Here is a 19,459-nt window from a genome sequence, read left to right as displayed (position 1 = left end):
GCTCCCTTCGTTTCCTCAGATTCCTGGCGATGTTCACCGACTCCCACTGCCACCTGACCTTTCCCGAATTCGCCGACCAGATGGACACGGTGCGCGCAGCCATGGCCGCCGCCCAGGTCGACCGGGCCCTGTGCATCTGCACGCGGCTCGAGGAGTTCGACGACGTGCAGGCACTGGCCGCGCGCTACGACAACTTCTGGGCCAGCGTGGGCGTGCATCCGGACACCGAGGACACGCTCGAGCCCAGCGTCGACGACCTCGTGCGCCTGGCCGCGCGGCCGCGCGTGGTGGCGATCGGCGAGACCGGTCTCGACTACTACCAGATGGAAGAACGCAAGGGCGGCCGCAGCATCGCCGACCTCGAATGGCAGCGCGAGCGCTTCCGCGTGCACATCCGCGCCGCCCGGCAGACCGGCAAGCCGCTCGTGATCCACACGCGCGAGGCTTCGGCCGACACCATCGCGATCCTCAAGGAGGAGGGCGAGGACGGCTCCGCGGGCGCGGCCGGCGGCGTGTTCCACTGCTTCACCGAAACCGCCGAGGTGGCACGCGCCGCGCTGGACCTCGGCTTCTACATATCCTTCTCGGGCATCCTGACCTTCAAGAAGGCGCAGGATCTGCGTGACGTGGCGGCCTTCGTGCCGCTCGAGCGCATGCTGATCGAGACCGACAGCCCGTACCTGGCCCCGGTGCCGTACCGGGGCAAGACCAATACGCCGGCCTACGTGCCGTACGTGGCGCGGCAGATCGCCGAGCTGAGGCAGTTGCCGGTCGAGGCCGTGGCCCAGGCGACCAGCGACAACTTCGAGACACTGTTCAAGGGGGTTCGACAATGATGAAGAAAAACTTCAAGAAGCTCGTTTATCTGTCTGCTTTTGCAGCAGTTTTCTCCGCGCATGCAGGTTCTTTCGAGGACTTCTTCCGGGCCGTGCGCGCCGACAATCCGAGCGGTGTCCGCAGCCTGCTGCAACGCGGCTTCGACCCCAACACGCGCGATGAGCGCGGCCAGACGGGCCTCTTGATCGCGCTGCGCGAGCCGTCGCCGAAGGTGATCCAGGTGCTGCTCGAGTCGCCGCAGACCAATGTCGAGCTGCGCAACGCCAAGGACGAGAGCCCGTTGATGCTCGCTGCCATCAAGGGCCAGCAGGACCTCGTCACCCAGCTCATCAAGCGCGATGCCGACATCAACAAGCCCGGCTGGACGCCGCTGCACTATGCGGCCACCGGCGGGCACCTGGCGATCATGAAGCAGCTGCTCGACAACTTCGCCTTCATCGACGCGCAATCGCCCAACGGCACTACGCCGCTGATGATGGCCGCGATGTACGGTTCGACCGACGCGGTGAAGCTGCTGCTGGCCGAGGGCGCGGACGTCACGATGAAGAACCAGCTGGGCATGACCGCGGTCGATTTCGCCAACCGCGCCAATCGTTCGGAAGCCGCGGCGCTGATCGCGGCGACGTCGGCGGCGAAGCCGGTTCCGAAGGATGGGAAGTGGTAGTAAATTGTTAATAAAGTAGTAGTTTTTGTTTCTGGCGGCTGTAGTTCGTGACTTATTTCCTGCCAATCAAGTGAAAGCTTGATGAAGTTTGTATTTGTTGGAAACAGGCGCGGACAGAATGAGGGCTTCGATGAAGCCCTTTTTTTCGCCCTGAACATCCATGCAAGTCACCATCCAGCAGCTCGGCGGCGGCGCCTTGGCATGGCAGATGTCTGTGCTCGCAGCGATCCTGATCGCCGGCACGCTCGTGGGCTGGCTCCTGTACCTGGTCATCAAGGCCGGTGTGCGTGACGGCATGAGCGAGGCGCTGCGTCGGCGTCGGCAGATCCGGCAAGCGGACCTGGCGATCGATGGCGGGTTGGACGCGCGGGATTGAGGTTTCGCATGCGGGGCTGAGGGCCCGCGAGTGCAGAGACTGCGATCGCAGTCGTGGGCATGGGGGCCACATGCCGGCAGTACCCGGATCGAGTTGTTGCTATGAGCGGCCAAGGATTCGCGTCATCGAGCGACATTCCTGCAGCGCTGGAGCCATGGCCCACGAAACCCCGCCTCTCTGCTTTTCCGGCTAATCCGTACAATGTGCATTATGTAAAATCAATGATCTTGTTGTTTGGCCAGATGGCAGCCAAGCGAGGCAAGACCGTTGTGACGCCGTGATTGCGGAAATGCGGCTGAAGAGGCCACCGCTGCCCCCGTCCCCCACGAAGCCCGTCGAACCCGCAAAAGAAAAGGCGCCCGGCACGAAGGCCGGGCGCTCAAGAACCTACAGCTGTCACGGTAGGTGCCCCAAGCCAGGGAGGAGGAGTCGCTCGGGACAACGGGATGCTCAGTCTTCGTGATGAACGTCCGTGTCGGACGGCGCCGATAGTTCGGGGCGTTCGGGAGGCCCTCGAATCCGCATGAATTCGGCGAGTACTCATATTCTGTTCATATTTGCCGCCTAGCATCCGCCGCATGCTGCTGGCCAGGCTCCGCCGATGGATCGACGCGCACCGATGCATCGGGTGCGTGATCGGTCTTTGGCTGGTGCTGCTGCACCCGTTCATCTCGGCGCATTTCCACAGCGACGGCCTCGAGGACGAGCCCGGCCTCAAGGTGCGCAATGCCGGCGAGACCGTGCGCTTCGAACCCGACGAGCGCGCCGGCCATGCGAAAAGCCTCGAGACCACCATGTTCGCGCAGGCGTCCTGCTGCACGGTCATGGTCAATGTCCTGAGCGCGGCCTTCGATGGCTTCATGGGCATCGTGCTCGCGCTGCTGCCGTTGACCATCGTCGTGGCGACCGGCCTGACCGGTGCACGTCACGAACCGCCGCGGCGCATCGGCGCGCGGAGTGGGGCGCCTCCCCTGCCCCGCCCCTGGCTGCGGCTGCCGCCGACCACGGCACCGCCGTCCTTCGCCTGATCCATTCCGACGGCGCGAGCGCGCCGCATCCATCGCTTCCCTGACGCCCCGCGGCAGGGCCGCTTCACTTCGCCCACGAGGCCTCCTCCATGTCCTTCGCCCGTCCGCGCCCTTGCCGCGCCGCTCGTGCCTGCCCGCGCACTGTCCTTGCCCCATCCCGTTCGTTCCGGGAGGCTGCATGAACGCATTCCATCTTGATCTGCTGCAGTGGCTCGCCGCCGGCCCCCATCCCACACCCTGGGTGCTGGCGATCGCGGTCGGGCTCGCGCTCGGCGGTCCCTGGCTCTCCACGGCCGTGATCGGCGCCGCTGCCTGGCGCCGGCCCGGCCATCGGGCCTATGTGCTCTTCATGCTCGCGGGTGCCGGGCTCACCGCCATGCTGTGCCAGGAGATCGCGGCGCGCATCAACATGCCGCGGCCCTTCATCCTGGGCCTGGTGCCGGCCTACATCCCGCACGGCGCCAGCGCCGCGCTGCCGAGCACGCATGCCTCGGTGATGTTCATGGTGGCCTTCGCCTTCCTCGCGCGGCCGGCGCTGCGCGCGCCGGGCATCGCGCTGTTCGCGGTGGCGGCCGCCACGGGCTGGGCGCGCATTCACGTGGGGGTGCATTTCCCGCTCGACATCGCGGTCGGCCTGATGTTCGGCGCGCTCATGGCGGGCCTGCTCGGCGCTGCCTGGTGGATGCTGGAACTCGGGGCGCAGCAACTCGCCACCCGCATGCCGGGCCTGGCGGGCAAGCGCTGGCCGACGATGCCGAGGCCGCGCGCCTGAGCCGCGCGGCATAAGAAAACTCGAAAAGCGCATTTCCCAATCGAAGGGCGCGGCTGCAAAGTCGTCGCCCCATGGAATCCCTCACGCATCCGCCGCGCACCGCGCCCGGCAACCCAACGCCCGTGGCCGTGCCGCCGCGCGCCTCGCAACCCCAACCGCCCTCCTACGACCAGCTCGCCGACCGCTTCCGCCCGATCTTCGCGCGCATCGCCGAAGGCGCGGTGCAACGCGAGAACGAACGCCTGCTGGCCCACGACGCCGTGGCCTGGCTGGCCCAGGCCGGCTTCGGCGCGCTGCGCGTGCCGGTCGCCCAAGGCGGTCTCGGCGCCACGGTCGAGCAGTTCTTCGACCTGCTGATCGAGCTCGGCGAGGCCGACTCCAACCTGCCGCAGATCCTGCGCGCCCATTTCGGCTTCATCGAGCGCCTGTTCGCCGAGATCGATCCCGCGCTGCACGGCCCCTGGCTGCGGCTCGCGGCCGACGGCGTGATCTTCGGCAATGCCACCACCGAGCTCGGCGAAGGCCCGCTCGGCCAGATGCAGACCACGCTGCGCCGCGACGGCGACGGCTGGCGCCTCGAGGGCGACAAGTACTACAGCACCGGCACGCTCTATGCCGAATGGATCGCGGTCTCGGCGCAGCGACACAACGACGACGGAAGCAACGACCGCGTGATCGCGCTGGTGCCCTCCGAAGCGCCGGGCGTGGAGCGCGTCGACGACTGGCGCGGCTTCGGCCAGCGCCTGAGCGCCTCGGGCACCACGCGCTTTCGCAACGTGCGCGTCGATCCGGCGCACGTGCTGCTCTACGTGCGCGACCAGCCCACACCGCTGACCGCGCAATTCCAGCTCACGCACCTCGCCACCCTGGCCGGCATCGCGCGAGCCATCGTGCGCGACGCGGTCGACTTCGTGCAGCCGCGCAAGCGTGTCTACAGCCACGGCAGCGGCAGCACGCCGCGCGAGGACCCGCTGGTGCAGCAGGTCGTCGGGCAGCTCGCGAGCACGGCCTTCGTCGCGAGCTCGACGGTGCAGGCGGTGGCGCGCACCCTGGGCGAGATCGACCGCCTGCGCCAGCGCGGCGAAGCGATCCCCGAGCCGCTGCTGTTCCAGGTCGAGCTCGAGACCGCCAAGGCCCAGGCCGGCATCGTCGACGCGGTGCTGCAGGCCGGCACGCGGCTGTTCGACGTCGGCGGTGCCTCGGCGCTGCAGGAGGACATCCGGCTCGACCGCCACTGGCGCAACGCGCGCACGCTGGCCTCGCACAACCCGACCATCTACAAGGGCCGCGTGGTCGGCGACCACCTGCTCAACGGCGCCCGGCCCACCTTCTACTGGGCCGTGGGCGCGAACGTCTCGTCCTGAAGGCCCCGGCGGCGACATGCCGCAGCCGACGAATCCGCATATCCATGCGTGCATTCATTCGTTGGCCGGGGCGGGTGCAGCGCCAACACTCGCCCTTCCCTTCTTCATCCTCCGGCGGAGCAATTCCCATGACCCTCTACGACGATCAACCTGCCACCGGGAGCGCCCAGGCATGACCTCGGCCGATCACGCACTCGACGTGTCCGGCGTGCTGAACGCGCCGGAGTTCCGCGGCACCACCGCGGCCCCCCTGCCCCGCGCGCCGCGTCCGCCCGCACCGGTGGCCACCGATGCCGCTACCGTGCTCGCTCGCCGCCACGCGCTGCCGCCGGGCCTCTGGCGCACCGGCGTGCTGGCCGCCGCGGCATGGCTGGCGCTGGGCCTGCTCACGCTGCTGTGGCCCAACAAGCCGATCGGCTTCAGCGACTGGAACTTCACCGAGGAATTCGGCTATGCCACGCTGGTGATCGCCGCGGTCTTCCTCGTCATCGCGCTGCTCGGCCCGCGTGCCGGCCGCGTCGCGCGCACGCTGCGCCCGGCCGGCCAGTGGCTGGTGGCCTCGGCGCTGGTGCTCGCGCTGTGGGAGATCGCCACCGCCAAGCTCGCCGTGCTGCCCTCCCCCTTCTTCGCGCCGCCGCAGAGTTTGATCGACGTGCTGCACGAGGACTGGCAGCGGCTGGGCCTGTCCACCGCCTACTCGCTGCGCCTGCTGGCCAACGGTTTCGTGATCGGCGCGCTGGTCGGCTTCGTCACGGGCGTGGCGGTCGGCTGGTCGCGCATCGCGGGCTACTGGGTGCATCCGCTGCTGCGCTTCCTCGGCCCGGTGCCCGCATCGGCGCTGCTGCCGCTGGCCTTCTTCTTCGCGCCCTCGAGCTACGTGGCCGCGGTGTTCCTGGTCGGCCTCGCCACCTTCTTCCCGGTCGCGGTGCTGACCTGGTCGGGCGTGGCCTCGGTCGGCAAGAGCTACTACGACGTGGCGCGCACGCTGGGCGCCTCCGAGCGCTTCCTGGTGCTGCGCGTGGCCATTCCGGCCGCGCTGCCGCAGGTCTTCGTGGGCCTGTTCATGGGCCTGGGCGCATCGTTCTCGGTGCTGATCACGGCCGAGATGATGGGCGTGAAGGCCGGCCTCGGCTGGTACCTGCAGTGGGCCCAGGGCTGGGCCTCGTACGCCAACATGTATGCGGCGCTGCTGGTCATGGCAGCGCTCTGCTCGGGCCTGATCACGCTGCTGTTCAAGGTGCGCGACCGCGTGCTGTCGTGGCAGAAGGGAACCGTCAAATGGTAGAAGCCGTCCTCTCCCCCACCATCGAGCAAGGCACCGCCACCAACACCGGCGCGCTGATCGACATCCACGGCGTGAGCCATTGGTTCGAAGTGCCCACGGGCGTGCTGCAGGTGCTCGACAACATCGACTTGCAGGTGCGCCCCGGCGAGTTCGTCGCGCTGCTCGGCCCGAGCGGCTGCGGCAAGTCGACGCTGCTGCGCCTGGTGGCCGGCCTCGAGCCCGCGACCACAGGCCGCATCACGCAGAACGGCGAGACCATCGAGAAACCCGATCCCTCGCGCATCGTGGTGTTCCAGGATCCCACCTTGTTCCCGTGGCGCAGCGTCTGGGACAACGTGGCGCTGGGCCTGCAGGCGCGCGGCGTGCTCGACGCGCAGCGCGGCCGGGTCGACGAGGCGCTGCAGCGCGTCGGCCTCACCGAATTCGCGAAGGCCTATCCGCATCAACTGTCGGGCGGCATGGCGCAGCGCGTGGCGTTGGCGCGTGCGCTGGTCAACGACCCGCAGCTGCTGGTGCTCGACGAGCCGCTGGGCAAGCTCGATTCGCTCACGCGCATCGCGATGCAGAGCGAGCTCGTGAACCTCTGGCAGCGCGACGGCTTCTCGGCCCTGCTGGTCACGCACGACGTCGAAGAAGCGCTGTTCCTGGCCAACCGCGTGATCGTGCTGAGCGACCGGCCGGCGCGCATCGCGGCCGAGCTGGTGGTGGACCTGCCCTATCCGCGCCATCGCGGCGATCCGCGCCTGGCCGAGCTGCGCCACGAGGCGCTGCGCCACCTGGGCCTGGACGCGACCTGGTGAGACCGGCCTTCGAGGCGCGGGCGCGATGAACGCGCTGCCCGATGCGGCCTGGCTCAATGTCCTGATCGAGGGGCTGCAGACCCTGCAGTTGCAGCTGCTGCGGCTGCTCGATACGCTGGGCCTGGTCGCGCATGCGCACGGGCAGCCCGCCTGGCCCTGGGACCAGCGGCTGTCGGGCGAGAACCTGCTGATCGACCTGGGCCAGGCGCGCCGGCTCGGCATCAGTGTCGTGCTGCTGGGACTGTCGCTGCTCGTGCTGGTCCTGGCGCTGCTTTGGCGCCGGCGCCGGATCTGGCTGCTGGGCGCCGCGGTGTTGCCCGTGGTGCTGGCACCCTGGCCCGATGCCAATGTGGTCCTCGTGCCCGCGCATCCCACGAGCTTTCAGCAGCACGCGGCGGGCTTCAGCGCCGAGGCCATCGCGCGCGGCCGCACGCTCTACGCGCAGAACTGCGTGGCCTGCCATGGCAGCGACGGACGCGGCCAGGGTCCGCTGGCCGCGGCGCAGCCCGTGTGGCCACCGAATCTCACGGGTCCGCTGCTCTGGCGCCGTGCCGATGGCGACCTGCTGTGGCGCGTGCTGCACGGCACGCGCGATCGCCACGGCGCATTGACGATGCCGGGCTTTCAAGGCCGATTGAGCGAAAGCGACGCCTGGGCCCTGATCGACTACATGAAGGCCCAGGCCGCCGGCGAAAGCCTGCGCGTGGCGGGCGTGTGGGCCCAGCCCGTGAGCCCGCCCGACATGGCGGTGCGTTGCGACGGCAAGCCGGTGCGCATGCTCAGCAGCTGGCGCGGCCAGCGCATGCGGATCGTGGCCGCCGGCGATAACGCAAGTGCGTTGCTCGAGGACCCGCGCCTGGTGACGGTGCTGCTCGAGCGCGAGCCCGCGGCTGCATCGAAACAGGACGACCGGAGCATCGCCTGCGTGGCCGATTCGCCCGCGGCGTGGGAGGCTTTCTCGCTGATCGCGGCTACCGAGAAGCTCGAGGGCACGCAGTTGCTGGTCGATCGCGCGGGCTGGCTGCGCGCGCGCGGCGAGCCCGGCAAGAGTGCATGGAGCGACGACGACCTGCTGTGCCGTGCCGAGGCTGCCTCAGGAACGGCAAGCACCCCGGTGGCCGCGGCCGACGGGCTCGGCGCGCTGATCACGCGCATGGATGCGCAGCCGGTGCGTTTCGTGAAGGGCGGCTTCGTGCATTGACGGCGCGGCGCCGTCGTTCACCACGAATGCATCAGCACCGCGGGCCGCAGCGTGGCCATGGCCTGCAGGCGGCGCAGCGCACGGCGCGGCACATGGCCGTAGGCCGCGCGGCGCGCGATCGCATGGGCCGACGCGGGCGGCACCCGCCACGCGGTGGCGGTGCGCGAGATGACGAGCTGGGCCTGGTCGGCCACGGAATGGTAGGTGCGCAAGGGCATGGGGGACTCGATGGGTAACGCATCGATTCTGCGCAAGGCATGCGGCAACTCAAAGACGGATTGCGAGTTACCTGATGCATTCCGTGATCGCCCTGCCGCGCGGTGCGCGGCGTACGATGGACCGGCATCCTTTCTTCCCTCTGCATCGCTGCACATCAGGAGATACCGACCATGTCGAACCATGTCTACAAGAGCCTCGAGCTCACCGGCTCGTCCACCACCAGCATCGAGGACGCGATCCAGGGCGCGATCGCCAAGGCGCACGAGACGGTGCGCAACATCCAGTGGTTCACCGTCGTCGAGACGCGCGGCCATGTGGCCGAGGGCCGCGTGGCCCATTGGCAGGTCACGCTGAAGATCGGCTTCACGCTCGAGTGAGCGTGAGCGCCGGCTCGTTCAGGCGAAGTCGGTCGATGGTTTTTCCCAGAGGTTGACGCCGCCCTCGACCGCATGGCGGTCGATCTCGGCGAGCTCCTCCGCGCTCAGCGGTGCACCCTTGAGCGCGGCCACGTTGTCGACGATCTGCTCGGGCCGGCTCGCGCCGATCAGCGCGGAACTCACGCGCGGATCGCGCAGGGTCCAGGTCAGCGCGAGCTGGGCCAGCGACTGGCCGCGGCGCTGTGCGATCGCGTTCAGCGCGCGTGCACGTTCGATGTTGGCATCCGACAGGTGCTCGGGCTTCAGCGAGCCACCGCCCGGGCGGTTGATGCGCGCATCGGCCGGCACGCCCTGCAGGTACTTGTCGGTCAGCAGGCCCTGCGCCAGCGGCGTGAACGCGATCACGCCGGCACCGAGTTCCTCGGTGGCGCCGAGCAGGTCCTTCTCGATCCAGCGGTTGAACAGGTTGTAGGCCGGCTGGTGGATCAGCAGCGGCACCTTCCATTCGCGCAGCAGCGCGGCCATCTCGCGCGTCTTGCCGGCCGAGTACGACGAGATGCCGATGTACAGCGCCTTGCCCTGCTGCACCGCCTGGGCCAGCGCCGAGGCGGTTTCCTCCAGCGGCGTGTGCGGATCGAAACGGTGCGAATAGAAGATGTCGACGTAGTCGAGGCCCATGCGTTGCAGGCTCTGGTCGAGGCTGGCCAGCACGTATTTGCGCGAGCCGCCACCCTGCCCGTAGGGGCCGGGCCACATGTCCCAGCCGGCCTTGCTCGAGATGATCAGCTCGTCGCGGTAGGGCTTGAAGTCCTCGCGCAGCAGGCGGCCGAAATTGGTTTCGGCGCTGCCGTAGGGCGGGCCATAGTTGTTGGCCAGGTCGAAGTGGTTGATGCCGAGGTCGAAGGCGGTGCGCAGCAGCTGGCGCTGGGTGGCGATCGGCGTGGTGTCGCCGAAGTTGTGCCACAGGCCGAGCGAGATGGCGGGCAGCACGAGGCCGCTGCGGCCCACCTTTCGGTAGGGCATGGATTCGTAGCGCGTGGAGGCGGCGAGGTAGGTCATGGGCGATGGAAGAGCGCGAAGAGAAAGAGAAAGGCGCCATGTCGGCGCCGGTACTTCGCGTTCGAGGATAGCGGCAATCGCGTCGACGCGCAGGCCGCCGACCCGCTCCCTTACGACGCCACGGCCGTGTCGCGCCCGAAGGCCAGCGCCGCGAGTTCCTCGTCCGATGCGGGCAGCACCGGCGGCACCAGCGCGTCCTGCAGGAACAGCCGCAATGCGGTCCATCCCGAGCCGTCGGCCTTGCGCGCCTGGCGCCATGCGGCCGCCTCGAGCAGCAGCACCGATTGGTAGGTGCGCGCCATGCCCCAGGCCAGGCGCCGGCCATCGCTCTCCTGCGCGCGCGGCATCAGCTCCGCGAGCGTGCGCCGCGCATGCACGATGGCATCGGGTGCGCGCGTGCCATGGCCCGCGAGCGTCGAGAGCCGCCCGTCGATGTCGGCGAGAAAGGCCTCGCCCGCCTCGGGCGCGCGCAGCGCCCGCAGCACGTCGTGCGCGAGCACCGAGGTCGTGCCCTCCCAGATGCAATGCACATGCAGGTTGCGCAGCACGCGCGGGATGCCCGTGTCCTCCACATAGCCCGCGCCGCCGAAGCTCTCGACCAGCTCGCTCGCGGCCCAGATGCTCTGGCGCGCGCAGGCCAGCTTGGTCAGCGGCGCCAGCAGGCGCGCCAGCCCGGGCGCGCCGGTGCCGCGCTCGTGGCGATTGAGCGCGAGCGCGGTCTCGAAGTTGAGCGCGAGCATCGCCTCGTACTCGGCCGTGATGCGCGCGATCCACTGCGCATGCAACGGCTTCTCGGTGAGCAGCTGGCCGAATACGCGGCGGCGGGTCGCGTAGTCGCGCGCCAGCATCAGCAGATGGCCCACGCCCGCCGGACCACCCCACGAGGCCCACAGCCGCGCGACGTTGAGCAGGTCGCCGATCTTGGCCACGCCGCGATCGATGCCGCCGACCGGCACCGCGACCGTGCCTTCGAGCTCGAGCTCCGCCGTCGGCAGGGCGCGCGTGCCGAGCTTGTCCTTCAGGCGCCGCACGGCGATGTGGTTCCAGCTGCCGTCCGGGCGGCGCAGCTCGACCAGGAACAGCGACAGCCCGCGGCTGCCCGGCACCGCGTCGTCGGGCCGCGCGAGCGCGAGCGCCATCTGCGAGGTGGTGGCCGAGGTGAACCACTTGGTGCCGTGCAACGACCAGGTGCCGTCGCCGCGCGGACGCGCGACGGTCGAGGTCTGGCCGACATCGGAGCCGCCCTCCTTCTCGGTCATCCACTGGCCCGAGGTCCAGCCGCCTTGCCGCGCCGTGAGCTTCGGCTTGTAGCGCGCGGCCAGTGCCTCGTCGTGCAGGGTGAGCAGGCGCGCGGCGCCATCGGTCATCACCAGCGGACACGAGGCCACCGCGCCCGCGCCGTCGTACAGGTTCACGAGGCCGGCCTGCACCACGCGCGTGAATTCGCCATAGGGGTTCTCGTAGGGCAACGCGACCAGGCCCTCCTCGAGGCCGATGTCGACCAGGCGATGCCAGGCCGGATCGACCTCGATGCGGTCGACGCGCCGGCCCCAGGCATCGAAGGGCTCGTGGCGCGGCACGTTGTGCTCGGCCGTCGCGGCCAGCGCGGGAATCTCGCGCATCGCGCGCTCGCCCATGCGCTGGAACAGCGGGCTCGCGTCGGCGAAGACCTCGGCGGGCAGCAGGCGTTCGAGCGTGTGGTGCAGGGTGCGGTCGCTCGCGAAGCGGTTCGACAGCTCGGGATGGGGCTGGATGAAGTCGGTCATGGTGTCTCCTTTGCCGAAGGCGGAACCGGCGCATTCGCGCCCTGCCCTTTCTTCGCGGGGGCGGTTCGCGCGGCGTGATCGAGCACCGCGGCCAGGCACAGCGCGACGATGTCTTCCACCACGCGCTGCGCCGCGCGCTTGGACAGCACGCCGAGCGCGAGCGGGCCGATCATGGCTTCGGCCAGCGCGCCGACGATCGCCGCGGCGCTGGTGTGCGCGTTCTGCGCGCGGAACTCGCGGCTGTCGATGCCGTCCTCGATCACGGTCACGAAGATTGCGCGATAGGGTTCGCGAAAGCGCAGCCGGTCCTCGTCGATCTGCGGCGCCACCGGCTCGGCCAGCAGGGCCCACGCGAGCTTGGGCCGCTTGAGCGCGCGGTGCGCGAAGGTGCGGATGATCGCGGCCAATCGCTCGCCGGCACCGCTCCCGGAGGCGGCCGCGGCGGCGCAGGCGTCGATCTCGCGCTGCGAGGCCTGGCGGAAGACCTCGTCGAACAGGTCGGTCTTCGACGGGAAGTACTGGTAGAGCAAGCCGGTCGAGACCTCGGCCGTGGCCGCGACCATCGGCATGGTGGTGCCGCCGTAGCCATGGGTGGCCACGAGTTCGAGCGCGGCCAGCACGATGCGTTCGCGCGTGAGCGTCATGCGCTCTTCGACTTTGGATGTGCGTCGGTAGGTCACGCGAAGAATTGAATCACAGTTCATTTCTTATTGCAATTGCACTCCGGCTCCCTATACTTCGACGCCTCGGCCGCATCGCAACGATCACGCCGCCGGCGGCCACGGCGTCCAGTTCAACCACCAAGGAAGCTTCTCCATGCGCAGGTTCGACGACTCCTCTTTCGGTCATGGCTGGTTCCAGGCTGCCTACAGCGAGGACCTTCGCAAGGGCGAGGTGCAGCCCCTCACGGCCATGGGCCGCGAGTTCGTGCTGTGGCGCGACATGCAGGGCCAGGCCCATGCGATGGATGCGCACTGTCCGCACCTCGGCACCCACCTGGGCCATGGCGGCCGCGTCTGCGGCACCTCGCTGCGCTGTCCGTTCCACGGCTGGCAGTTCGCAGGCGACGGCGCCTGCACCGACATTCCTTACAGCCCGAATCCGCGCCTCGAGATGCGGCACCTGAAGTCCTGGCCGCTGGTCGAGCGCAACGGGCTGGTGATGGTCTGGTGGCATCCGCGCGGCATCGCGCCCAGCTTCGAGGTGCCGGCGATGCCCGAGCATGGCGATGCGCAGTGGTCGCGCTACCGGCGCCAGCGCTGGGAGGTCGCGACGATCTGGCAGGAGGTGCAGGAGAACATCGTCGACACCACGCACTTCCACCATCTGCACGGCGTGGCCACGCTGGCGCGGCTCGACCGCTTCGAGCCCGCTGGACCGGCGCTGCACGTGAACATCCTGCACGACTTCAACACGCCGCGCGGCCGGCTGCCGGGCTTCCTCCAGACCTCGCTGTACGGCCCCTACTTCGCGACGGTGCGCTTTCGCATCGCCGACCTGGCCGAGATCCTGTTCGTCGATTCGGTGGTGCCGATCGAGGCCGGCCGGGTTGCCGTGAGCTTCAGCCTGATGGCGCGGCTGCAGGGCATCGTCTCGCCCGACATGAGCCTCGCGCTGATCGACGAGGCGATCCACCAGGTGAGCCAGGACGTGCCGATCTGGGAGCACAAGATGCGCTGGAAGCGCCCCAGCCTCGCCGAGGGAGACGGACCCATCATGCGCTTCCGCCATTGGGCCGAGCAGTTCGAGACCGAGGACGAAGTCCCGGCCCCCGCGCCCCTGCGCCGCATCGAGATCGCCGCCCATGCATGAGCTCGCCGCCACCGATGCCGTCTTCGTGCGCGAGGACGCGAACACCTGGCGCGCCAGCGAGCTCGCGCGCGGTCCCTGGGATCCGCGCGCGCAGCATGGCGGTGCGCCCTGCGGCCTGCTTGCGCACATCGCCGAGTCGGCCATGGAGGGCGAAGGCTGGCAGCTCGCGCGGCTCACGGTCGAGCTGATCCGGCCGGTGCCGGTCGACCTGCTGTCGTCCGCCGTCACGACCGAGGCGGGCCGCACCACCGCGCGCGTGGAGATCTCGCTGCTGGCCCAAGGCAAGCCGGTGGCGAAGGCGCATGCGCTGCTGGTGCGCACGCAGCCCGTGGTGCCGCCCGAAGAAGCGTTGCAAAGGCCGCTGGCCCCTGCCCTGTCGATGCCGGCACCGTCGGACTGCACGGCACCGCTGCGCATCCCGGGCCTGCCCGACGTGCGCTCGTTCTATTACACGGCGACCGAAAGCCGCGTGGCGGCCGGCGATGCCGCGGCACCGGGACCGGCGGCTGCTTGGTTTCGGCTGCGCGTGCCGCTGGTCGCGGGCGCGGCCAATTCGCCCGCGATGCGCGCCGCCGCCGCGGCCGACTTCGGCAATGGCCTGAGCTGGGTGCTGCCGGTCGAGCGCTTCAACTTCGCCAACGCCGACCTCTCGCTGCAGCTCGCGCGGCAGCCGGTCGGCGACTGGATCGGCCTCGATGCCGTGACCACGGTCGCGCCCGACGGCAGCGGCTGCACCTTCAGCCAGCTGCACGACGAGCGCGGCCGCTTCGGCTTCGCGACGCAGACGCTGCTCGTCTTCGCGCGCTAGCGTTTCGGCTCAAGCGCTCGTCAGCCCGCGCGACACCGGCAGCTTGCGCACGCGCTTGCCGGTCACCGCGAAGATCGCGTTGGTGATCGCGGGCGCGATGCCCGAGGTGCCGGGCTCGCCCATGCCGCCGGGCGCTTCGCCGCTGGCCACGATGTGGGTCTCGATCGCCGGCGTCTCGTTGATGCGCAGCGGCCGCACGTCGTGGAAGTTCGACTGCTCGATGCGCCCGTCCTTCACCGTCGCCTCGCCCCACAGCGCGCCCGAGATGCCGAAGATCACGCCGCTCTGCACCTGGGCCTGCACCGTGTCGGGGTTGACCACCACGCCGGTGTCGAGCGCGCACACCACGCGCCTGACCACCGGCTCGCCGCCATCCTTCGGCACCTCGACCTCGGCCACGAGCGCCATGAAGGTGCCGAACGCGAACTGCAGCGACACGCCGCGCCCGCGCTGCGGCGGCAGCGGCGTGCCCCAGCCGGCCTTCTGGGCCGCGAGCTCGAGCACGGCCTTGGCGCGCGGGTTGGCGCCCAGCAGCGCGCGCCGGTAGTCCACCGGATCGGCCTTGGCCGCATGCGCGAGCTCGTCGATGAAGCTCTCGACCACGAACACGTTGTGAGTCGGTCCCACGCCGCGCCAGAAGGCCGTGGGCACCGGCGGCTCGTGGTTCACGTACTCGATGCGGATGTTCGGCAGCGCATAGGGCGGTTTCTCGGCGCCGTCGATGGTTTCGGGATCGAAGCCGTTGTTGTAGGCCGGCGGCAGCCAGCGCTTGAGGATCGACGAGCCCGTGATGCGATGGCGCCAGGCCACCGGCCGGCCCTGCGCATCGAGGCCCGCGCTCACGCGGTCGTAGAAGTACGGCCGGTACATGTCGTGCTGCGTGTCCTCCTCGCGCGTCCACACCACCTTGACCGGGCCGTCGACCTGCTTCGCGATCTGCACCGCGCGCGTGATGCTGTCGACCTCGAGCCGGCGACCGAAACCGCCGCCCAGCAGATGGTTGTGCACCGTGACCTTCTCCACCGGCAGGCCCGATGCGGTCGCCGCCGCGGCACGCGCGCGCGTGATCACCTGCGTGCCGACCCACACCTCGCAGCCGTCGGGCCGCACATGCACCGTGCAGTTCAGCGGCTCCATCGCCGCATGGACCAGGAACGGCACCTCGTACACGGCCTCGAGGCGCTGCGCCGCGCCGGTCATCGCCGCCGCGTTGTCGCCCTCGTTGCGCGCCACCGCACCGGTCTGCAGCGAAGCCTGCTTCATCGATTCGACGATCGCCGCCGAATCGATGCCCGCGTTGGCGCCGCCGTCCCATTCGATCGCGAGCGCCGCCAGGCCCTTCTTCGCCGCGCCCATGTGGTCGGCCACCACCGCCACGCAGTCGTCGAGCCGCACGATCTGGCGCACGCCGCGCACCGCCTTCGCCTTGCTGTCGTCCACGCTGCGCAGGCGGCCGCCGAACACCGGCGACTGCGCGAGCGTGGCGACCTTCATGCCCGGCACCTTGGCATCGATGCCGTAGAGCGCGCTGCCGTCCACCTTGGCCGGCGAGTCGAGCCGCTTCGCGGGCGTGCCGATCAGCCGGAAATCGGCCGGTGCCTTGAGCGCGACCTTCTCGGGCAGCGGCAGCTTCGCGGCGTCGGCGACCAGCGCGCCGTACTTCAGGCGCCGGCCGCTGGCTGCATGCACGACCTCGCCGCGGGCCGCCTTGCAGCTGTCGGGCGCGACCTTCCAGCGCTGGGCCGCGGCCTGCACGAGCACCGTGCGCGCGGTGGCGCCGGCACGCCGCAGCGGCTCGTAGGCGGCGCGGATGGTGGTCGAGCCGCCGGTCACCTGGAAGCCCAGCAGGGGATTGCCATAGAGCTTGTCGTCGGGCGGCGCATGCTCGACGCGCACCGCGGCCAGGTCGACCTCGAGCTCCTCGGCGATCAGCATCGGCACGCTGGTGTAGGTGCCCTGCCCCATCTCGATGTAGCCCATGGTCACGGTCACGCGGCCATCGGGCGCGATCTTCACGAAGGCATTGGGCGCCCAGGGCGGGGTTCCCGCCGAGGCTCCTGCGGCCTCTGCCGCATCGGGCACGGCGCCCAGGCCCACGCCGATCAGCAGGCCGCCGCCGAGCGCGGCGCCGATGCTCAGGAAGCCGCGGCGCGACAGCGCGGGCGAATCCACCGGCGCGTGTTCCGTCAGTCGATCGATCAGCATCTCAGGCCACCGCCTTTCCGGAGAGCGCGCGTGCCGCCTCCTTGATGCCCGTGCGGATGCGCACATAGGTGCCGCATCGACAGACGTTGCCGCTCATCGCGGCATCGATCTCCTCGTCGCTCGGCGCCGTGTTCTTGCTCAGCAGCGCGGTGGCCGACATCAGCTGGCCCGATTGGCAGTAGCCGCACTGGACCACGTCGAGGTCGAGCCAGGCCTTCTGCAGCGCGCGGCCCACGCGCGTGGCGGCGAGCGACTCGATGGTGCTCACGTTCGCCTTGCCCACCGATTCCACCGTCGTGAGGCAGGCCCGCGTGGGCGCGCCGTCGACATGGATGGTGCAGGCGCCGCACAGGCCCATGCCGCAGCCGAACTTGGTACCGGTCATGCCGAGCACGTCGCGCAAGGCCCAGAGCACCGGCGTGTCGCCGTCGACGTCGAGCGGGCGTTCGATTCCATTGACTTTCATGTTGTTCGTGTCCTTGTCGTGGGGTGGTTCGCTGCCCCCGCGACGCACCCGGGGCGGTGCGGCACGCAGGCAGGCCGACCGGAGGATGTCACGCCGCGGGAATTCCTGCAGGACGCGCAAGCCTCCTTTCGGGACATCGTGCGTAGGCGATGTCCGGCCGCACGATGCGCGGCGCGGCCGTTCCCGGGCGCCGATCTGGTGTCGACCATGCACGGGCCCCCAGGAAAGGATCACCATGTTCGACCACATCGGCTTCAGGGTGCGCGATCTGCGCGCCGCGCGCCGCTTCTACGACGCGGTCGCGGGCGCGCTCGGCCTGCGGACCATCGACAACAGCGCCCATTCGTTCCTGCTCGTGCGCAGCACTGAGCGGACCGTGCCCTTCGTCTGGATCGGCACCGACCAGCCGGCCTTCTGGAACGGCGCGCACCAGGTGTCGGCCAGCCCGATCCACCTCGCGTTCTCGGCGAAGACGCCGCAGGAAGTCGATGCCTTCCACCGCGCGGCGCTGCAGGCCGGTGGCATCGACAACGGTTTTCCCGGCCCGCGCGGGCCGGCCGAGATGCACTACTACGGCGCCTACGTGCTCGACCCCGACGGCAACAACGTCGAGGCCGGCTGCCGCGGCGCGGGCTGATGCGGCCCGCTCAGGCCGCGACCGCGCCGGCGTACATGTAGCGCCGCGACCAGGGCAGCGTCCTGGCGGCGCGGCCGGCCTTGCGGCCCACGATCTGGTAGATCGCCACGTCGTCGTTCTCGAACGCATAGGCGCAGCCCGCGAGGTACACGCGCCAGATGCGGAACTTCTCCTCGTCGACCATGGCGCGCACCTGCTCGGTGTGCGCCTCGTAGGCGTCGCTCCACAGCCGCAGCGTGCGCGCGTAGTGGCGGCGCAGGTTCTCGATGTCGAAGGCCTCGAGGCCGCCCTGCTGCATGGCTTGCAGCGCCAGGCCGATGTGCGGCAGCTCGCCGTTCGGGAACACGTAGCGGTCGATGAAGTCGCCGCCGCCGTACGAGACGCCGCCGCCCTCGGGGTCGGACGAGGTGATGCCGTGGTTCATCACCACGCCGTCATCGGCCAGCAGCTCGCGCACGCGCTGGAAGTACTCGGGCAGGTTCTTGCGGCCCACGTGCTCGAACATGCCGACGCTGGTGATGCGGTCGAACTGCCCGCCCACGTCGCGGTAGTCCTGCAGCCGGATCTCGATGCGGTCGGCCAGGCCCGCGGCCTGCACGCGCTCGGTCGCGAGGTCGAACTGGTTCTGCGACAGGGTCACGCCCACGCAGCGCGCGCCGAACTTCTGCGCCGCGCGGATCACGAGCGCGCCCCAGCCGCAGCCGATGTCGAGCAGGGTCTGGCCCGGCTGCAGCTGGATCTTGGTGAGGATGTGGTCGATCTTCTTGAGCTGCGCCGTCTCGAGGTCCTCGTCGCCGTTCTCGAAGTAGGCGCACGAATAGACCATGTTCGGGTCGAGCCAGAGTTGGTAGAAGGCGTTCGAGACGTCGTAGTGGTACTGGATCGACTTGCGGTCCGACGCCTTGGTGTGCGTGAAGTAGCGCGCCATGCTCTTGAGCGCGCTGGCACCGGCGCCGGTGCTGCTGTCGAGCGAGCTCTTCGCGAGCGCGTAGGCGATGTCGATGATGTCGGTGAGCTTGCCCTCGATGTCGATCTTGCTCTGCACGTAGGCCTCGCCGAGGTTGGCCAGCGTCGGCTCGAGCATCAGCGACAGCGCCGAGGGCGACTTCACGTGCAGGGTGACGGCGGGGCCGCTGAAGTCGCCGAAGTCGTACGACTTGCCGTCCCACAAGGTCAGCCGCGCGGGCAGATTGGCACGTGCGCGGACGGCCGCGCTCCACTGTTCGACCTTCTTTTCCCAAAGCATGCATTTCTCCGTGTTGGTGTTGCTTGCGATTCGGGAAAGCACGATAGCGAGATTCCTTCCGATGTGCAGGGACATGCCGCGCTCGACCTGATGGCGACACGACTTAGCGTTCGAATCTGACGGGAAGCCGTGGGTGCGGCGGCGGGGTGCCGGAAAACTACAGTATTCAGAAATCTGACAATCTGTAATACAAATGCACTATTTACAAAGAATAATTGCGGGAATCGTAACGAAGCTGCGCACAGGCCTCAGAGCCTCGGCTAGGGAAAAAGCTCGGATGAACACCAACCTTGAATTCCAATGCCGATGGCTATTTCATCTTCCAACTGCGCCTGCGGGCTGGCTCATCTCGAACGCATCCCGCGCCGCACCTGGATGCGCTGGCTTCCGTGGCTGCGCTACTACCAGTGCACCCTGTGCGGCGGCCGGCGCATGGCGACCGAGAACGCGGTGAATGCGGCCGTGGCCGCCCGCGCGAGCCGCGAAGCCGTCGCGCGACGGTAATCGTCCGGCCCTGACCATCGCCTGAACAGACGC

21 protein-coding genes are annotated in these 19,459 nt (G+C 69.4%); 14 read left to right on the top strand and 7 right to left on the bottom strand.

Annotated features, from left to right (window positions below):
* The first annotated feature begins 29 nt into the window (after positions 1 to 29).
* The 9 genes from R0232_RS18200 to R0232_RS18160 all read left to right on the top strand — a co-directional run bounded on the left by R0232_RS18200 (position 30) and on the right by R0232_RS18160 (position 8,327).
* The gene (locus R0232_RS18200; RefSeq protein ID WP_203201000.1) at positions 30 to 836 is read left to right on the top strand and encodes a TatD family hydrolase; all 807 of its coding nucleotides are present in this window, start codon (positions 30 to 32) and stop codon (positions 834 to 836) included.
* On the top strand, positions 836 to 1,501 hold the full coding sequence (locus R0232_RS18195; protein ID WP_093341954.1) for an ankyrin repeat domain-containing protein: 666 nt from the start codon (positions 836 to 838) through the stop codon (positions 1,499 to 1,501). Before R0232_RS18200 ends, R0232_RS18195 begins: the two co-directional genes overlap by 1 nt.
* A 160-nt stretch (positions 1,502 to 1,661) precedes the next feature.
* Positions 1,662 to 1,877, top strand: a complete 216-nt coding sequence (locus R0232_RS18190; protein ID WP_431508963.1) for a hypothetical protein — start codon at positions 1,662 to 1,664, stop codon at positions 1,875 to 1,877.
* Positions 1,878 to 2,509: 632 nt separating this feature from the next.
* Positions 2,510 to 2,905, top strand: coding sequence for a hypothetical protein (locus R0232_RS18185; protein WP_256222424.1), 396 nt, complete (start codon positions 2,510 to 2,512; stop codon positions 2,903 to 2,905).
* Between the two features lie 178 nt (positions 2,906 to 3,083).
* Positions 3,084 to 3,677 (top strand): phosphatase PAP2 family protein, encoded by a 594-nt coding sequence (locus tag R0232_RS18180; protein WP_431508962.1) that lies wholly within the window; start codon positions 3,084 to 3,086, stop codon positions 3,675 to 3,677.
* Between the two features lie 71 nt (positions 3,678 to 3,748).
* Complete coding sequence (locus R0232_RS18175) at positions 3,749 to 5,041, top strand: acyl-CoA dehydrogenase family protein (RefSeq protein WP_431508961.1); 1,293 nt, start codon at positions 3,749 to 3,751, stop codon at positions 5,039 to 5,041.
* 172 nt (positions 5,042 to 5,213) lie between these two features.
* Entirely contained in the window at positions 5,214 to 6,326 is a 1,113-nt protein-coding gene (locus R0232_RS18170) for an ABC transporter permease (RefSeq protein ID WP_296782601.1), read from the top strand.
* A complete protein-coding gene (locus tag R0232_RS18165; protein ID WP_431508960.1) occupies positions 6,320 to 7,126 on the top strand; it encodes an ABC transporter ATP-binding protein in 807 nt (268 codons plus the stop codon). Before R0232_RS18170 ends, R0232_RS18165 begins: the two co-directional genes overlap by 7 nt.
* A 25-nt stretch (positions 7,127 to 7,151) precedes the next feature.
* Positions 7,152 to 8,327: a c-type cytochrome gene (locus R0232_RS18160; protein WP_431508959.1), complete on the top strand. Its 1,176-nt coding sequence runs from the start codon at positions 7,152 to 7,154 to the stop codon at positions 8,325 to 8,327.
* Between the two features lie 17 nt (positions 8,328 to 8,344).
* Here R0232_RS18160 and R0232_RS18155 read toward each other — a convergent pair whose 3' ends face one another.
* On the bottom strand, positions 8,345 to 8,545 hold the full coding sequence (locus R0232_RS18155) for a hypothetical protein (RefSeq protein ID WP_208511691.1): 201 nt from the start codon (positions 8,543 to 8,545) through the stop codon (positions 8,345 to 8,347).
* A 171-nt stretch (positions 8,546 to 8,716) separates the two neighbouring features.
* On the opposite strand from R0232_RS18155, the gene R0232_RS18150 reads away from it, so the two are divergent.
* Positions 8,717 to 8,923 carry a dodecin gene (locus R0232_RS18150; RefSeq protein WP_093341942.1) on the top strand — a complete coding sequence of 69 codons (207 nt, stop codon included), beginning with the start codon at positions 8,717 to 8,719 and terminating at the stop codon, positions 8,921 to 8,923.
* Positions 8,924 to 8,941: 18 nt separating this feature from the next.
* Here the strand turns inward: R0232_RS18150 and mgrA are convergent, their stop codons facing one another.
* The 3 genes from mgrA to R0232_RS18135 form a co-directional block, all read right to left on the bottom strand.
* The gene (mgrA, locus tag R0232_RS18145; protein WP_208511690.1) at positions 8,942 to 9,982 is read right to left on the bottom strand and encodes an L-glyceraldehyde 3-phosphate reductase; all 1,041 of its coding nucleotides are present in this window, start codon (positions 9,980 to 9,982) and stop codon (positions 8,942 to 8,944) included.
* A 110-nt stretch (positions 9,983 to 10,092) separates the two neighbouring features.
* A complete protein-coding gene (locus R0232_RS18140; protein WP_431508958.1) occupies positions 10,093 to 11,748 on the bottom strand; it encodes an acyl-CoA dehydrogenase family protein in 1,656 nt (551 codons plus the stop codon).
* The gene (locus R0232_RS18135) at positions 11,745 to 12,392 is read right to left on the bottom strand and encodes a TetR/AcrR family transcriptional regulator (RefSeq protein ID WP_431508957.1); all 648 of its coding nucleotides are present in this window, start codon (positions 12,390 to 12,392) and stop codon (positions 11,745 to 11,747) included. Before R0232_RS18135 ends, R0232_RS18140 begins: the two co-directional genes overlap by 4 nt.
* Positions 12,393 to 12,564: 172 nt before the next feature.
* Here R0232_RS18135 and R0232_RS18130 point away from each other — a divergent pair, with 172 nt between their 5' ends.
* The gene (locus R0232_RS18130; RefSeq protein WP_431508956.1) at positions 12,565 to 13,560 is read left to right on the top strand and encodes a Rieske 2Fe-2S domain-containing protein; all 996 of its coding nucleotides are present in this window, start codon (positions 12,565 to 12,567) and stop codon (positions 13,558 to 13,560) included.
* Positions 13,553 to 14,368: a thioesterase family protein gene (locus R0232_RS18125; protein WP_431508955.1), complete on the top strand. Its 816-nt coding sequence runs from the start codon at positions 13,553 to 13,555 to the stop codon at positions 14,366 to 14,368. Before R0232_RS18130 ends, R0232_RS18125 begins: the two co-directional genes overlap by 8 nt.
* Before the next feature lie 9 nt (positions 14,369 to 14,377).
* Here the strand turns inward: R0232_RS18125 and R0232_RS18120 are convergent, their stop codons facing one another.
* A complete protein-coding gene (locus tag R0232_RS18120) occupies positions 14,378 to 16,573 on the bottom strand; it encodes a molybdopterin cofactor-binding domain-containing protein (RefSeq protein ID WP_431508954.1) in 2,196 nt (731 codons plus the stop codon).
* Position 16,574: 1 nt separating this feature from the next.
* Positions 16,575 to 17,039 (bottom strand): (2Fe-2S)-binding protein, encoded by a 465-nt coding sequence (locus tag R0232_RS18115; protein ID WP_093342451.1) that lies wholly within the window; start codon positions 17,037 to 17,039, stop codon positions 16,575 to 16,577.
* Between the two features lie 235 nt (positions 17,040 to 17,274).
* Between R0232_RS18115 and R0232_RS18110 the strand changes: the two genes are divergently transcribed.
* The gene (locus R0232_RS18110) at positions 17,275 to 17,676 is read left to right on the top strand and encodes a VOC family protein (protein WP_431508953.1); all 402 of its coding nucleotides are present in this window, start codon (positions 17,275 to 17,277) and stop codon (positions 17,674 to 17,676) included.
* A gap of 10 nt (positions 17,677 to 17,686) precedes the next feature.
* Here R0232_RS18110 and R0232_RS18105 read toward each other — a convergent pair whose 3' ends face one another.
* Entirely contained in the window at positions 17,687 to 18,922 is a 1,236-nt protein-coding gene (locus R0232_RS18105; protein WP_208511683.1) for a class I SAM-dependent methyltransferase, read from the bottom strand.
* Positions 18,923 to 19,228: 306 nt separating this feature from the next.
* Here R0232_RS18105 and R0232_RS18100 point away from each other — a divergent pair, with 306 nt between their 5' ends.
* Positions 19,229 to 19,426 (top strand): hypothetical protein, encoded by a 198-nt coding sequence (locus R0232_RS18100; protein ID WP_208511682.1) that lies wholly within the window; start codon positions 19,229 to 19,231, stop codon positions 19,424 to 19,426.
* Positions 19,427 to 19,459 lie beyond the last annotated feature (33 nt).

It is taken from the genome of Variovorax sp. DAIF25 (assembly GCF_050711835.1).
In the GTDB taxonomy this organism is placed as follows: Bacteria; Pseudomonadota; Gammaproteobacteria; order Burkholderiales; family Burkholderiaceae_C; genus Variovorax.
The sequence above is the reverse complement of the archived record's forward strand: the minus strand, read 5'-3'. Positions and strand labels throughout refer to the sequence as shown.

Bases quoted from the DNA above. Each gene is read 5' to 3' on its own strand.
- R0232_RS18200 (WP_203201000.1), top strand. From the start codon at position 30: ATGTTCACCGACTCCCACTGCCACCTGACCTTTCCCGAATTCGCCGAC.
- R0232_RS18195 (WP_093341954.1), top strand. From the start codon at position 836: ATGAAGAAAAACTTCAAGAAGCTCGTTTATCTGTCTGCTTTTGCAGCA.
- R0232_RS18190 (WP_431508963.1), top strand. From the start codon at position 1,662: ATGCAAGTCACCATCCAGCAGCTCGGCGGCGGCGCCTTGGCATGGCAG.
- R0232_RS18180 (WP_431508962.1), top strand. From the start codon at position 3,084: ATGAACGCATTCCATCTTGATCTGCTGCAGTGGCTCGCCGCCGGCCCC.
- R0232_RS18175 (WP_431508961.1), top strand. From the start codon at position 3,749: ATGGAATCCCTCACGCATCCGCCGCGCACCGCGCCCGGCAACCCAACG.
- R0232_RS18170 (WP_296782601.1), top strand. From the start codon at position 5,214: ATGACCTCGGCCGATCACGCACTCGACGTGTCCGGCGTGCTGAACGCG.
- R0232_RS18165 (WP_431508960.1), top strand. From the start codon at position 6,320: ATGGTAGAAGCCGTCCTCTCCCCCACCATCGAGCAAGGCACCGCCACC.
- R0232_RS18160 (WP_431508959.1), top strand. From the start codon at position 7,152: ATGAACGCGCTGCCCGATGCGGCCTGGCTCAATGTCCTGATCGAGGGG.
- R0232_RS18155 (WP_208511691.1), bottom strand. From the start codon at position 8,545: ATGCCCTTGCGCACCTACCATTCCGTGGCCGACCAGGCCCAGCTCGTC.
- R0232_RS18150 (WP_093341942.1), top strand. From the start codon at position 8,717: ATGTCGAACCATGTCTACAAGAGCCTCGAGCTCACCGGCTCGTCCACC.
- mgrA (WP_208511690.1), bottom strand. From the start codon at position 9,982: ATGACCTACCTCGCCGCCTCCACGCGCTACGAATCCATGCCCTACCGA.
- R0232_RS18140 (WP_431508958.1), bottom strand. From the start codon at position 11,748: ATGACCGACTTCATCCAGCCCCATCCCGAGCTGTCGAACCGCTTCGCG.
- R0232_RS18135 (WP_431508957.1), bottom strand. From the start codon at position 12,392: ATGACGCTCACGCGCGAACGCATCGTGCTGGCCGCGCTCGAACTCGTG.
- R0232_RS18130 (WP_431508956.1), top strand. From the start codon at position 12,565: ATGCGCAGGTTCGACGACTCCTCTTTCGGTCATGGCTGGTTCCAGGCT.
- R0232_RS18125 (WP_431508955.1), top strand. From the start codon at position 13,553: ATGCATGAGCTCGCCGCCACCGATGCCGTCTTCGTGCGCGAGGACGCG.
- R0232_RS18120 (WP_431508954.1), bottom strand. From the start codon at position 16,573: ATGCTGATCGATCGACTGACGGAACACGCGCCGGTGGATTCGCCCGCG.
- R0232_RS18115 (WP_093342451.1), bottom strand. From the start codon at position 17,039: ATGAAAGTCAATGGAATCGAACGCCCGCTCGACGTCGACGGCGACACG.
- R0232_RS18110 (WP_431508953.1), top strand. From the start codon at position 17,275: ATGTTCGACCACATCGGCTTCAGGGTGCGCGATCTGCGCGCCGCGCGC.
- R0232_RS18105 (WP_208511683.1), bottom strand. From the start codon at position 18,922: ATGCTTTGGGAAAAGAAGGTCGAACAGTGGAGCGCGGCCGTCCGCGCA.
- R0232_RS18100 (WP_208511682.1), top strand. From the start codon at position 19,229: ATGGCTATTTCATCTTCCAACTGCGCCTGCGGGCTGGCTCATCTCGAA.